Source organism: Bacillus sp. PS217 (assembly GCF_037963535.1).
Classification (GTDB): domain Bacteria; phylum Bacillota; class Bacilli; order Bacillales; family Bacillaceae; genus Bacillus; species Bacillus subtilis.
Genome location: NZ_CP150157.1, coordinates 2140618 through 2153265 on the forward strand (window position 1 = coordinate 2140618; position 12648 = coordinate 2153265).

The following is a 12648-nucleotide window of genomic DNA, read 5'->3' on the forward strand; positions in this document are numbered from 1 at the left end:
CTTTTGGTTATATGTTATGTTTTTTAAAGTTGACTGCCAATCATTATATCTATTCATTGTCTGGAAGCAAATGAGACAATATGAGAACAGACGGATAACAACTTCACAGAAGGAGGAGTACACATGCCATTATTGCGTTTTGATGTAATTGAGGGCCGTGATGAAAAATCGCTGCAATTGTTATTAGATACTGCTCACCAAGCGATGGTTGAAGCATTTGGTGTTCCGGAAAGAGACCGTTATCAAATTGTCCATCAGCATCCCGCAAACGAGCTTATAATCCAAGATACGGGATTAGGGTTTCAGAGAACCAAGGATCTGGTCATCATTAGCATGACAAGCAAAGCAAGAACCGAAAGCCAAAAGGAAAAATTGTATGCTCTGCTTGCTGAAAGGCTAGAAGAAAAATGCGGAATTTCCCCTGAAGACCTCATGGTATCTATTACTGAGAATGGTGACGCAGACTGGAGTTTCGGTCTTGGTGAGGCGCAATTTTTGAATGGAAAACTATAAGATTTCGTCTCCCCACAAAAAAAAGAAGAGAGAGCTCCAAGAAGCTCTCTCTTTTTTTCATAAATGCGGAAGTCATCAGTCTAGAAGCATCCAGCAATACGAAAAACCTGGATCTCCTTTTAGATCCGGTTTAAATGCCAATTGGAAGCTGACTTTGGCCGAAAATATAAAATTTTGCTGATTTGCATAATAAGATACATCATAATCCCCATTTACAACAGGTTGGATGCTATAACTTATTGATCATTTCCATGAACATGACACTTTTGCAATCCGGAAATGTCAGTCTGACAAATGTAAAAAGTCATGTAAACGGGTGTGAACCGTACTTACATGACTCACCATGGAAACAAAGGCTCTTTTTCAGGTGCCGCTTTCCTTATTTCTCTTCTTCACACACTGTGTCACCAGGCTCGCAAAATTGATCGGCCCATGCCTGCATTTCTTGAAATACAGCTTGAAGCGCTGTTCCTTTTTCAGTCAGCGTGTAGATGACTTTGACCGGCGTTTCAGGGAGAACCTGCCGTTCGACAATCTCGTTTTGTTCAAGCTCCTTCAAGCGCTCTGCCAGCATTTTTTGGCTGATCATCGGTATTGTTTCCGTTATCTCTTTAAACCGTTTCGGCCCATCCATTAGCACATGGATGATCAGACCGTTCCATCGTTTTCCCAGCAATGAGAATGCGGATTCCATTTTAGGGCACATCGTATTTCCCACAAGTCTTCATCCCTTCATCTATTGATTGACATGTATTCAATGATCCATTACAATAATCTTTCAAGTTACATTTAGTAAGCTTCTAACTTTTCTATTATCATACCACGTTTATCCGAAGGAGGAAACACTATGACGAATACTCTGGATGTTTTAAAAGCACGTGCATCTGTAAAGGAATATGATACAAATGCCCCGATCTCTAAGGAGGAGCTGACTGAGCTATTAGACCTTGCCGCTAAAGCGCCTTCCGCTTGGAACCTTCAGCATTGGCATTTTACAGTATTCCACAGCGATGAATCAAAAGCGGAGCTTCTTCCTGTAGCGTATAATCAAAAACAAATCGTTGAGTCTTCTGCTGTTGTTGCCATTTTAGGCGATTTAAAGGCAAATGAAAACGGTGAAGAAGTTTATGCTGAATTAGCAAGCCAAGGCTATATTACGGATGAAATCAAACAAACATTGCTCGGCCAAATCAACGGTGCTTACCAAAGCGAGCAATTCGCACGTGATTCAGCTTTCTTAAATGCTTCTTTAGCTGCTATGCAGCTTATGATTGCCGCAAAAGCAAAAGGTTATGACACTTGCGCAATTGGCGGATTTAACAAAGAGAAGTTCCAAAAGCAATTTGATATCAGTGAGCGCTATGTTCCGGTTATGCTAATTTCAATCGGCAAAGCAGTGAAGCCTGCCCATCAAAGCAACCGTCTGCCGCTTTCAAAAGTATCAACTTGGCTGTAAGGATATGAAAAACCTTAGTCCGAAATCCGGACTAAGGTTTTTTTATACAATCGCCTCTTTGTACCATTCACGAGCCTGTTCAGCTTCATGCTGAGTCAGCTGATGGCCCCCGTCCTGCCAGAAAACGGAGGCTGATGCCCCGCTGTCACGTAAATAGCGGTAAAGCTCTTCTGATTCTTCCTTCGTGCAAAGAGGATCGTATTTCCCGGCACCGATAAAAACAGGGAGCCCCGCCATATCAGGCAGCTCGATACCCCGAATCGGAACCATTGGATGATGCAGAATAGCCCCTTTTAACACATCTTTATAATGAAAAAGCAGGCTTGCCGCAATGTTTGCGCCGTTTGAATAACCGACTGCAATCACTTTGCCGCGATCAAACTGATGCGTTTCTGCAGCCTCGTCGATAAAATCTTTCAATTCTCTTGTCCGCACCACAAGATCTTTTTCATCAAAAACTCCTTCACTCAGACGTTTGAAAAATCGCGGCATTCCATTTTCAAGCACCGATCCTCTGACACCAAGCAAATGGGCATCAGGGTCTATAAACCGCCCCAATGAAAGCAGATCGTGTTCATTACCGCCCGTGCCATGCAACAGCAAAAGTACGTTGTCAGATGTTCCTTTTTCATAAATATGCTTCATTATAAATTCCCCCTTTTAAAGTTCAGGTAAAATGTCTGTAATTTGGTGTCTATGTTTCTCCAGCCATTCAGGCAGTTTTAAGGAAGTCCCTAGCTCAGAAAACGTTTCATCTGTCATAAAGCCCGGTTCATCTGTGGCAATTTCAAATAAGATACCGCCTTTCTCCCTGAAATAAACTGATGTAAAGTATTCCCTGTCGAGAATTTCTGACGAAGGCAGATGGTTTTCAGCAATAATCGGCAGCCATTTCGCCTGTTCGTTTTTCTTTGTCCGAAACGCTACATGGTGTACCGTACCATATCCTCCGACTCCTCTTTTTTCAGGGTGTAAATGGACATCAATGACACCGCCGACGGCCGCTGAGGTTGCCAGTCTGACAATCTGGTCTTCTTCGGCCACTTTGGTGTATCCAAAGCTTTCCGTTAACAATTGTATGGTCGCCTGCGGGTCGTAGGAATATAGCAGCACACCTTTCATTCCCGTAATTGCTTCATTTGTTGTGATCCCGTCAGGCGTCCACTCGCTTTTGCCGCTTTTCGCATCCTCCATGATCGCCAGCGGAAGGTCTTCTGTATCATCAAAAATAAGACCTTTTTCACCAAACAACGTTTTTTCCTCTAGGCTCAGCCCGCTTTTCTCAAGACGCTCCTTCCAAAAAGACAGGGAGCCTGAGGGAACTGAAAAGTACACCCGGCCCGCTTGGCCTTTTCCTACCGTTCCCTGTCCGCTTCCTTGGAACGGAAAAAAGGTCATTATTGTACCGGGATCTCCGTTTTGATTCCCAAAGTAAAAATGATACGTTCCGGGATCATCAAAGTTTACTGTTTTTTTAACAAGCCTGAGCCCAAGCACTTCTGTATAAAATCGCAAGTTTTCTTGCGGATCTCTGGCGAATGCTGTGACATGGTGCAATCCTTCTGTTTTCATTTTCTCACTCCTATTTATCTCGATTTCAAGATATTTATTATTTTAAACCTTTATTGAAAAGGTTGCAAACCATGTGTTTTGATTAAATAATTGAAAAAATCATTTTTTTCTAATAATTATCTTGTGATCTTTTCTTACAACTGCTATTATAGTGAGCATTATCATGTTTCAGGAGGAAAGTAAATGGTTAAAAAAGCACTTATTGTTATTCTCATTCTTTTGCCATTCGTTCAGCTCGCGCTTTTGCCGCTTGTGAATCGAATAGAACCGATTATGTTCGGCCTGCCGTTTTTCCACTTTTGGCTGCTGCTGTGGATTATTGTTACGCCGTTATGCTCGTTTGGCATTTATCAGATGCAAAAAAAAGATGGAGGACTTGAATAATGCAAGGGAATCTGACTGCACTTCTCATTACTGCTATTATTGTTTTAACCGTTGTCTGTATCGGCTTTCTCGCCGGAAGAGACAAATCCTCACGCACTTCTGTGGAAGAATGGTCTGTCGGCGGCAGACGTTTCGGCGGTCTTCTCGTCTGGTTTTTAGTAGGCGCTGACCTTTATACGGCCTATACTTTCTTAGGGTTGACCAGTACTGCTTTTACAGGCGGAAGTGTTGCATTTTTCGCCATTCCTTATTCTGTGTTGGCCTACTTTATCGCCTACTTCTTCTTGCCAAAACTTTGGAATGTTGCGAAAATTCATAAACTAACAACACTCGCGGATTATGCCCGGGAACGTTTTAACAGTAAGCTTTTGGCAAGCCTCGTTGCCATCGTCGGGGTACTCATGCTTATTCCGTACATATGCCTTCAGCTGAGCGGCATTCAAGACACGCTTCAGGTTGCCGGTACCGGATATATTAACGTAAAATTCGTTGTGATCATTTCATTTATTCTTGTTGCTCTTTACACATTCTTCAGCGGGATTAAAGGGCCCACATATACAGCCATCATTAAGGACATTTTAGTATGGGTCATTATGCTGTTTATGGTGGTGTCCCTCCCTCTCATTCATTTTAATGGCTGGACGCCAATGATTGACACGTTAGTGAAGGAAGCGCCGCAAATGCTGACGATACCGTCAGAAGGACCAAAAGGCATTCCTTGGTTTATCACAGCATCTATTGTTTCCGCTTTGGCACTTTTTATGTGGGCACATGCCGCTACAGGTGTTTTCACGGCGAAAAGCGCTGATGCAGTAAGAAAAAACAGCATGTTTTTGCCGCTTTATAATATCGTGTTAATATTGGTTATTTTTCTTGGCTTTATCGCCTTTCTTGTCCTGCCGGAAGATACAAATCCAAGGCTGGCGCTGCTGCATTTGATTCAAACATCTTACGGCGGCGTGGCACAAGGCTTTGCATATGCCACTATCGCTCTTGCTTCATTAATACCTTGTTCCATTATGGCAATCGGCGCATCGAATTTATTCGCCAACAACCTATACCGGGATTTGATTCATCCGAATGTGTCGCAAAACAAGCTGACCCTCGTCACACGTTCAATGGTCTTTGTTGTCATCGGTCTTGCGCTGCTGTTTGGAATGCTGTTCCCGACTGCCTTAGTGACACTTCAGCTATTAGGTGTATCCGGTATGGTGCAAATCTTCCCTGCGATTGCTGTCAGCCTGTTCTGGAAAAACCAAACGAAAGAAGCAACGGTTATCGGATTATTAGCCGGCCTAGCGGTAACGTTTATTGTGTATATCACTCAATCCGCACATGGCATTTATGAAGGATTCTGGGGATTGGCCGCCAACATGATCGCTGTGGTCATCCTGAATCCGCTGTTCGTTAAAAACGCGGGATCCAATCCTGTCATTGAAGGTTTATTTGGCAAAAAACAAGACGCTAATCCAAATCAAAAGGGCGCATAAAAAAACCATACGCGGCAGCCGCGTATGGTTTTTTTTACATTTCTTTTTTCAGTGTTTCAATTGCCTTTTCCATTTGCGTATCATTATCAGACAGCTTCTTTTGAAGTTCTATCATTAATTTCGTTGTTGTATCGACAGTCAGTATGCCTGTTTCATTCAGCTTCTCTTTTTTCTGGAACTGTTTGACGACAGATACAAAATCCTGGTCATACATACTGTTAACCTTTACCTTGTAACCAAGTGCTTTGAGCATTTTCTGAGCCACTTTGACGTTTGTGCCTGTATCACCTGATTTGTACGTTTTATCTGCGTCCAAATACGGCAGCTTCGCGTAATCAGGCAGCTCTGCTTTCACTTGAGGCTTGATGCCTTTTTTGTGAATCCATTCGCCGTCAGCAGTCAGCCATTTGGCAACTGTCAGTTTGACGGTAGAGCCATCATCATATTCTTTTGCCGTTTGTACTGTACCTTTGCCGAATGTCGTCTCGCCGATTAACGGTACGTCTGACGATTCATGAAGGGCAGCGGCCATAATTTCGGCTGCGCTTGCTGTACCGTCATTTACTAAAACGACGGTCGGCTTGGTCACTTTCCGTTCTTTTTCGGCCTTCATGACTTCTTTTGAACCGTTTTTGTATTCAACCTGCATGATGTTTTTCCCTTTATCAATGAACAGGTTGCTCATCGTAATCGCCTGTTCCATTAAGCCGCCCGGGTTGCCTCTCAAATCTAAAATATAGCCTTTGGCGCCTTTTTTCTCTAAACTGTCAATCGCATCTGTCAGCTCTTTAGCTGTTGTTTCAGAGAAAGAAGTGATTTGAATTTCTCCGATGTTGTTGTCTTTCATCTCTGAATAGACAGTCTCTACAGGAATGGTATCGCGCTTAATGGAAAGATCGATATTCCCCACTCCCGCTCTGTTCAGTTCAAGCTTCACCTTTGTGCCCTTTTTGCCTCGGATTAAAGCGACGGCTTCATTTACATTCATGCCTTTTACGCTTTTTCCATTCACCTTAATGATTTGGTCTCTCGGTTTGATACCGGCTTTTTCAGCAGGTGAACCTTTAATTGGGGATACAATAAGGATTTCTCCGTCTTTCTCCTCTACTTGGGCTCCGATTCCTTCAAAAGATGCTGAAATCGTCTCGTCGAATGATTTCGCTTGCTCTTGATCCATATATGTAGAGTACGGATCATCCAGTGATTGAATCATTCCTTTAATTGCTCCGTCTACTAATTTGTCATCATCTGTTTTTTGGTAATAATCACTTTTGATTTGCTCATACGCTTTATTTAATTTGTCGAACTTACTGTCTCCTGTGCTTGCTGATTTTTGGCCCAGGATACTGGAATTGCCCGTAATAAATAAAGTAAGCGCCGAAGCGACAACTGCAGTGATCAGCACAATAAAAAACAGTTTTAATTGCCGTTTCAATTAAACACCACCTTTTTCTTCTTACATTATTATCATGGACGAATTCTTATTCGTCAACTCGGAGCAGAAATGAAAGAGAAACGCCCTTCTTTTGCTTTTCATAAACCTATGTCTTTATACGACATATGATAAGGAAAAAGGAGGATTCGATATTGAGCCGATATTTAGAAATGCTGTCCTTATTCGGTGTCGCAGGGGCGCACCCAGGCGGGCTGGCTTTTTCAAAAGCGGTCTTGCAAAAGGCTGCGCCCTCCCCGGATCAGCCGATTCTTGATGCCGGATGCGGAACAGGGCAAACGGCGGCTTATTTAGGACATTTGCTGTATCCTGTAACAGTCGTTGATAAAGATCCTATTATGCTTGAGAAAGCGAAAAAAAGATTTGCGAATGAAGGGCTTGCCATCCCTGCATATCAGGCGGAGCTGGAACATCTCCCGTTTTCTTCTGAGTCCTTTTCCTGCGTCCTGTCAGAATCAGTCCTCAGTTTTTCACGCCTGACATCCTCTCTTCAAGAAATTTCAAGAGTTTTAAAACCCGGCGGGATGCTGATTGGTATCGAAGCTGCTTTAAAAAAACCGATGCCCCCTGCAGAAAAGAAGCAAATGATGGATTTTTACGGATTTACTTGCTTACATGAAGAAAGCGAATGGCATAAACTCCTAAGATCCTATGGCTTTCAAAAAACAGAAGCGATGACACTTCTTCCGGAAGACATGGAATTTGAACCAACCACAGAAATGGATTTATCGCAAACGATTGATCCCATCTATTACGATACGCTTCAAACACATTATCAGCTCATGCAGTTATATAGTGAGTACATGGGTCATTGTATTTTTATCGCGTACAAGTAAAACGGCGTATCGCCCCCTGTTTTCGTCCAACCTTTTTTTCCTATCTATCATATGCTGATAGAAAGTCAGGATAGGAGGGGAACAATATTGGAGAGATATTATCATCTTTGCAAAAACCATCAAGGTAAAGTCGTCAGAATTACAGAGAGAGGCGGGAGAGTTCACGTCGGCAGAATTACCCGTGTAACAAGAGACAGAGTTTTTATAGCTCCGACCGGCGGAGGGCCAAGAGGTTTCGGTTACGGATATTGGGGCGGTTATTGGGGATACGGAGCAGCTTACGGTATTTCCCTCGGTTTAATTACAGGGGTCGCTCTTGCTGGTTTATTCTTCTGGTAAGCATAGAACAAATGCTAGATTCACCAGACACAATGAAGCCCGCTTATCTAGTGTAAGCGGGCTTTTCATTTTAAATTTTCTTCACTTTTTCAAAGTACTCTTCAAGCGTTAAATCATTATCTTGGATGACCTTTGCGGCTTTTTTGCCTACATAGCGCAGATGCCATGGCTCATATTCATATTTCGTGATATCTTCTTTATTTTTCGGATAGCGAATGATAAAGCCATATTTATAAGCATTGTCCTGCACCCATTTCCCGTCTGCCGTGCTTCCGAACGCTTCATTTAGCTCAAAGCCATTGCTCCGGCTCGAAATGTCCATCGCGAGGCCTGTTTGGTGCTCGCTTTCACCCGGGTAAGCAACCGCTTCCTTTGCCTTCTTTTCCCCTTTTAGGCTTACTTCATTGTCAAAAATGACTTTCTGTCTGTCATACGAACGGTACCCTGAGACAGCTGCCAGTTCATAGCCTTCCTTTTTGGCAGCATCGAACATTGTTTTTAATGCGTCGGCCGCTTCTTTTCTGATGTAACGTTTTTGAATCTTTTCTTCAAAAGAAAACTCTACATCTGGTATGACAAGATCGCTAGGTTCATAGTTTCCGGGCAGTGCATATTGTTTATTGACAAGCGCGAGTATATTTTCTGGATTTTGAATGGTTTCCAGACCATCGACTTTTTTAATATCATTGAAATACTGGCTTTCCAATGAAAACTCACTGTTTTGAGTGTTTGATTTTTTGCTGTCAGCTGTTTTTTGTTCTGTTTGCTTTGTTTCTGCTGTGCTTTTCGTATCCTTTTGAGCATCTCCGTTCGACATGCTGCAGCCGGCTCCGACTATTGCCGTTACACTCAGAGCGGCAGCCAGTGAGAACCATTTACCGGACTTTTTCATATTACATTACCTTCCTTTTATCAATCGTTTCCGCATTCATAAAGAAGAGGCTGCCGGCACCCAGCACGCCTCTTGATATATTTTATTGTGATACGGAATGTAAAGCCACTTCTATCATATCATGAAATGTCGTTTGACGCTCTTCCGCTGTCGTTTCTTCTCCTGTTAATACGTGATCACTCACGGTGAGAATTGACAGGGCTTTTCTTCCGTGCTTCGCTGCTAATGTATACAATGCAGTTGTTTCCATTTCAACGCCAAGCACACCGTATTTTGCAAGTTTTTCAATTTGCGAATCGTCATTGTAGAACTGGTCAGCTGTAAATACGCTTCCTACAGTCACCGGCACACCTTTATCCTTTGCGACATCATAGGCATTTTTTAAAAGCTCGAAATCTGCGCAAGGCGCAAAATCAACGCTTCCGAAAGCAACTCTGTTCATTTGTGAATCAGTTGAGGAGGTCATCGCCAAAATGACGTCTCGCACTTTGACATCTTTACGAATAGCGCCGCAGGAACCGACTCTTATTAGATTTTGCACATCGTAGCTTTGAATTAATTCATTCACATAAATTGAAATAGACGGAACGCCCATTCCCGTGCCTTGTACTGAGATTTTTTTACCTTTATATGTACCCGTAAATCCATACATGCCTCTGACTTCATTGTAGCATTCTACATTTTCAAGATACGTTTCTGCAATAAATTTTGCTCTGAGAGGATCTCCCGGCAAAAGCACAGTATCCGCAATTTGTCCTTTTTCAGCACCTATATGTACACTCATCTCATATCCTCCTGTAAATCTAAATTATCATCCAGCCCGTCCATTTTACAACGAATGTCATGATGAAACAAACTTCAGCATTGATTATAAAGGAATATGTCGAAAAAAGAAATGTTCGAGGATCTGTTAGGCACTTCCTCAGAAAAACGGATAATCGGGGTGTTAATTTGAAAACCTAACCGCAGGAAGGAGGGGTAGGACATGGGTAAAAAACATCGTAACCGGATCACCGGCCAAAAAAAGAACAATCATATACCTGAAAAAGATATCATTGCAGCTGAAGAAGCACACGGGAAAGAATATTCTGCTGCCAAACGCAAGCCTTAAAACTGCAGAAAACTGCGGGTTTCCGCAGTTTTCTTTTCATTATGTCGTTTGTACAATCAGACGATTGATTTTCCTCCAGCCGGCGGGAAGCAGTTGATAATATGTTTTCCCTTTTCTGCCCTCGTCAATCAGGATCACGTCCCCTGTGGCCATGAATCTTGCATCATAATCACTCGGAACAGTGTCGAATACATTAAACAAAGAGAATGCTCTTTTCAGCACGTCTTGATGATCGCTCCCGTTCAGTTCAGTTCGATAGACGGCTCTGTAGCCCTTTTTTTCGCCAAACCGGGGTGTCTGAAATATTGTCACGTCATAGGAACAAGACTTCTTTTTAAACACGGATAACATCATCAAGATCCCCTCCCTCTTATTTCTTTAACATATTGGCGTTTTTGCTGTGTTTTCCTCTCTCTATTTTTGTCGAAACCGCTTAATCTTTTCGTCAAAACCTTTTACTAGGAAAAACAGAAGCAAGCCGAGGCTAAAGCCGCCTAACACATCCGTCACAAAATGAACCCCCAGATACACTCTGCTTATGCCGACTAAAACAGCAATTACACCGGCTATGATATATACCATTTTTTTATGCTTGGACAAAAACGGGAGGTGTTTCACTAAAAAGTAAGCAATAGCAGGATAGACACAAGCAGCATTCATGGAATGGCCGCTCGGAAAACTGAAGGATGATTCATGAACCAGCGGTGCAAAATCAGGCCTCACTCTTTCGATCCATTCTTTTAAGACTTTGTTTAACAGCCGATCTGTGCCGAATACTAAGAGCATCAACAGGCCGTCCCATGTTTTTCTGTAGAAAAACATGCCTGCTCCAATGATGACAATTAGAGGGAGCAGAAAAGAAGAAGCACCAAGATGCGTGATCCCCGTCATGACTTCATTAAGCCATGGCTGACGGATCAAAACAGCTGCCTTGCTTATTGCTTCATCTGCAGATTGAACAGCATTTGTATGAATGGCCGCAGCTAGAATGAGAAAGAAAAGAAACAAACTAACGGGCTTGTACAATTTAACCACCTCAATTTTCACAGAAGTCATAGAACACGAATAATAAAACCGGAGCTGACCGCTCCGGTTTTAAGCCTCACTCACCTTCATCCAGCTCTTCATCTATCATACATTTTTCTATCAAATAATCAAAGGTAATATCAGCGATTTCAAACAGCTCATCCTCACTCGGTATGTAGCCCCGTCTTGCAAGCTCTCTGTAAAAAAATTCAGCGATTTCTTCCGTATCAATCACAAGATCTATTTCTTTCATCTCCGTACCGCCTCCTTTTTTATGTTTTATGAAAAAACAGGCTGAATTATACCCGGTGTTCTAAACAATTCTTTCAGTCATATATTGAATAAAAAACGAGCCATGGGAGGCTGACGCTATGATTGCTAAAATGATGGAAGCACTGGACGGAGAAAGATTTGATATCATAATGGAAAAAACGCTCAAAGGAATGACGCGTGTGATGATTTGGGGCTGTCTGCCATATTTTTTATATGTCTTGATCCGTATGTTCACAAACTAACTGAAATGCTCTTTTAAACTTTCCAAAACAAACATCATCATGTCTTTATATTCTTCATCCTGAAACATTTCGTACAGTATTTTGTAGTCATTATAAATATCCAGAAGCTCATCAACAATTGACACAGCAAGGATGTGAAGGGTATCTTGATCTTCATCATCGCCTTCAAACTGAAGAAGAGCAGACGATGCGATATCTTCGCCGATCTCATGGCCAGTTTCTCCGACATAATGGACAAACAACAGCTGATGCACAAACTGGTCCATTTCATATTTTCTAAGCACCAGCGTGAGATCCTCTTCCTCCGTTTCAAGCCACTCTCCATCCTTTAAACGGGTCAGTTCATAAATGATATCTTCCCAGCCATCTTCTAAATATCTCCAAATTTCTGTTCTATGGCCGATAATGCGAAAGAGTTCTTTTCCATAATCTTTTACATAAACAACGTCCCCAATAAGGAATTCATACTCAATATCAAGCTTCTCCATGTCGACAATGACACCCTCATAATCTTTATAAAGCTGAATAGATGATTCAAAGTATAAAACTTCGTTATGATTGACTTCATAAAGATAGTGTTTATCAATTTGGTGCACTTTTGTGATGGTGCCGACTGTTCCATACATAATGACGACTACGATATCCCCTACTTGGAATTTCGGTTTATTTTGCTTCATGGTGTCTCCCCCTCGCCGCAACATTTCTCATACGCTATCGTATGCCGGGTGAAGCCAATTCGCATGGGCATGAAAACCAAAGGAAATATCCAATTATAGTATGGGGGACATAAAAAAATCCGCAGTGATCTGCGGATGAAACAGCTATTATCTGCCGTGCACTTCAGACTCGTATTGATCCCAAGCTTCATCAAACGTCGCCATCGTGTGAAGGTAATCAGCATTCAGCTCCAAATATGAACTGATTTCATGATAATCGGTAGATGTTTTTGGAAAGCTGTGATCCTCATACGCCTGATTGGCAAATTCACTGATGCTGTCCTTCGGCTTAGGGTGCCTGTATTTCAATAAATAGTGATAAAAGGATTTCATGGGTTTCCCCTC

The 12648-nt window shown here is 42.3% G+C and carries 19 protein-coding genes; 8 read left to right on the forward strand and 11 right to left on the reverse strand.

Going from position 1 to position 12648, the window contains the following annotated elements:
• Positions 1-123 precede the first annotated feature (123 nt).
• Positions 124-513 (forward strand): tautomerase family protein, encoded by a 390-nt coding sequence (locus NSQ83_RS10755; protein ID WP_014477090.1) that lies wholly within the window; start codon positions 124-126, stop codon positions 511-513.
• 379 nt (positions 514-892) lie between these two features.
• Here NSQ83_RS10755 and yodB read toward each other — a convergent pair whose 3' ends face one another.
• Entirely contained in the window at positions 893-1231 is a 339-nt protein-coding gene (gene yodB, locus NSQ83_RS10760) for a transcriptional regulator YodB (RefSeq protein WP_004399427.1), read from the reverse strand.
• Between the two features lie 129 nt (positions 1232-1360).
• On the opposite strand from yodB, the gene NSQ83_RS10765 reads away from it, so the two are divergent.
• Positions 1361-1969 (forward strand): nitroreductase family protein, encoded by a 609-nt coding sequence (locus tag NSQ83_RS10765; protein ID WP_128422282.1) that lies wholly within the window; start codon positions 1361-1363, stop codon positions 1967-1969.
• A 42-nt stretch (positions 1970-2011) separates the two neighbouring features.
• Here NSQ83_RS10765 and NSQ83_RS10770 read toward each other — a convergent pair whose 3' ends face one another.
• Both NSQ83_RS10770 and NSQ83_RS10775 read right to left on the reverse strand, forming a co-directional pair.
• Positions 2012-2614, reverse strand: coding sequence for an alpha/beta hydrolase (locus NSQ83_RS10770; protein WP_024573520.1), 603 nt, complete (start codon positions 2612-2614; stop codon positions 2012-2014).
• 15 nt (positions 2615-2629) lie between these two features.
• Positions 2630-3541 (reverse strand): ring-cleaving dioxygenase, encoded by a 912-nt coding sequence (locus tag NSQ83_RS10775; protein WP_029318029.1) that lies wholly within the window; start codon positions 3539-3541, stop codon positions 2630-2632.
• A 183-nt stretch (positions 3542-3724) separates the two neighbouring features.
• On the opposite strand from NSQ83_RS10775, the gene NSQ83_RS10780 reads away from it, so the two are divergent.
• Together NSQ83_RS10780 and NSQ83_RS10785 are read left to right on the forward strand one after the other, a co-directional pair.
• Positions 3725-3925, forward strand: a complete 201-nt coding sequence (locus NSQ83_RS10780; RefSeq protein WP_003231189.1) for a DUF3311 domain-containing protein — start codon at positions 3725-3727, stop codon at positions 3923-3925.
• Positions 3925-5415, forward strand: a complete 1491-nt coding sequence (locus NSQ83_RS10785; RefSeq protein ID WP_128422283.1) for a sodium:solute symporter — start codon at positions 3925-3927, stop codon at positions 5413-5415. Before NSQ83_RS10780 ends, NSQ83_RS10785 begins: the two co-directional genes overlap by 1 nt.
• Before the next feature lie 34 nt (positions 5416-5449).
• Here the strand turns inward: NSQ83_RS10785 and ctpA are convergent, their stop codons facing one another.
• Positions 5450-6850 (reverse strand): carboxy-terminal processing protease CtpA, encoded by a 1401-nt coding sequence (ctpA, locus tag NSQ83_RS10790; protein ID WP_128422284.1) that lies wholly within the window; start codon positions 6848-6850, stop codon positions 5450-5452.
• Between the two features lie 152 nt (positions 6851-7002).
• Between ctpA and NSQ83_RS10795 the strand changes: the two genes are divergently transcribed.
• Together NSQ83_RS10795 and NSQ83_RS10800 are read left to right on the forward strand one after the other, a co-directional pair.
• The gene (locus tag NSQ83_RS10795; protein ID WP_015714112.1) at positions 7003-7704 is read left to right on the forward strand and encodes a class I SAM-dependent methyltransferase; all 702 of its coding nucleotides are present in this window, start codon (positions 7003-7005) and stop codon (positions 7702-7704) included.
• 87 nt (positions 7705-7791) lie between these two features.
• Positions 7792-8043: a hypothetical protein gene (locus NSQ83_RS10800; RefSeq protein ID WP_014477099.1), complete on the forward strand. Its 252-nt coding sequence runs from the start codon at positions 7792-7794 to the stop codon at positions 8041-8043.
• A gap of 70 nt (positions 8044-8113) precedes the next feature.
• Here the strand turns inward: NSQ83_RS10800 and ldcB are convergent, their stop codons facing one another.
• Both ldcB and deoD read right to left on the reverse strand, forming a co-directional pair.
• Positions 8114-8935, reverse strand: a complete 822-nt coding sequence (ldcB, locus tag NSQ83_RS10805; protein WP_038429165.1) for an LD-carboxypeptidase LdcB — start codon at positions 8933-8935, stop codon at positions 8114-8116.
• A gap of 82 nt (positions 8936-9017) precedes the next feature.
• Positions 9018-9719, reverse strand: coding sequence for a purine-nucleoside phosphorylase (gene deoD, locus NSQ83_RS10810; protein WP_038429167.1), 702 nt, complete (start codon positions 9717-9719; stop codon positions 9018-9020).
• Between the two features lie 201 nt (positions 9720-9920).
• Between deoD and NSQ83_RS10815 the strand changes: the two genes are divergently transcribed.
• Positions 9921-10046, forward strand: coding sequence for a hypothetical protein (locus tag NSQ83_RS10815; protein ID WP_003231174.1), 126 nt, complete (start codon positions 9921-9923; stop codon positions 10044-10046).
• Positions 10047-10085: 39 nt separating this feature from the next.
• Here NSQ83_RS10815 and yodL read toward each other — a convergent pair whose 3' ends face one another.
• The 3 genes from yodL to NSQ83_RS10830 all read right to left on the reverse strand — a co-directional run bounded on the left by yodL (position 10086) and on the right by NSQ83_RS10830 (position 11325).
• Entirely contained in the window at positions 10086-10400 is a 315-nt protein-coding gene (gene yodL / locus NSQ83_RS10820) for a shape determination protein YodL (RefSeq protein ID WP_004399431.1), read from the reverse strand.
• 60 nt (positions 10401-10460) lie between these two features.
• Complete coding sequence (gene pgpB, locus NSQ83_RS10825; RefSeq protein ID WP_038429169.1) at positions 10461-11072, reverse strand: phosphatidylglycerophosphatase PgpB; 612 nt, start codon at positions 11070-11072, stop codon at positions 10461-10463.
• Positions 11073-11148: 76 nt separating this feature from the next.
• Positions 11149-11325 (reverse strand): YozD family protein, encoded by a 177-nt coding sequence (locus NSQ83_RS10830; protein ID WP_038429171.1) that lies wholly within the window; start codon positions 11323-11325, stop codon positions 11149-11151.
• A 118-nt stretch (positions 11326-11443) separates the two neighbouring features.
• On the opposite strand from NSQ83_RS10830, the gene NSQ83_RS10835 reads away from it, so the two are divergent.
• Complete coding sequence (locus NSQ83_RS10835; protein ID WP_003231164.1) at positions 11444-11587, forward strand: hypothetical protein; 144 nt, start codon at positions 11444-11446, stop codon at positions 11585-11587.
• Here the strand turns inward: NSQ83_RS10835 and NSQ83_RS10840 are convergent.
• Positions 11584-12264 carry a hypothetical protein gene (locus NSQ83_RS10840; protein WP_014477102.1) on the reverse strand — a complete coding sequence of 227 codons (681 nt, stop codon included), beginning with the start codon at positions 12262-12264 and terminating at the stop codon, positions 11584-11586. The two genes, NSQ83_RS10835 and NSQ83_RS10840, sit on opposite strands and share 4 nt — an antisense overlap.
• Before the next feature lie 147 nt (positions 12265-12411).
• The gene (locus NSQ83_RS10845; RefSeq protein ID WP_003231160.1) at positions 12412-12636 is read right to left on the reverse strand and encodes a YozE family protein; all 225 of its coding nucleotides are present in this window, start codon (positions 12634-12636) and stop codon (positions 12412-12414) included.
• Between the last annotated feature and the right edge of the window lie 12 nt (positions 12637-12648).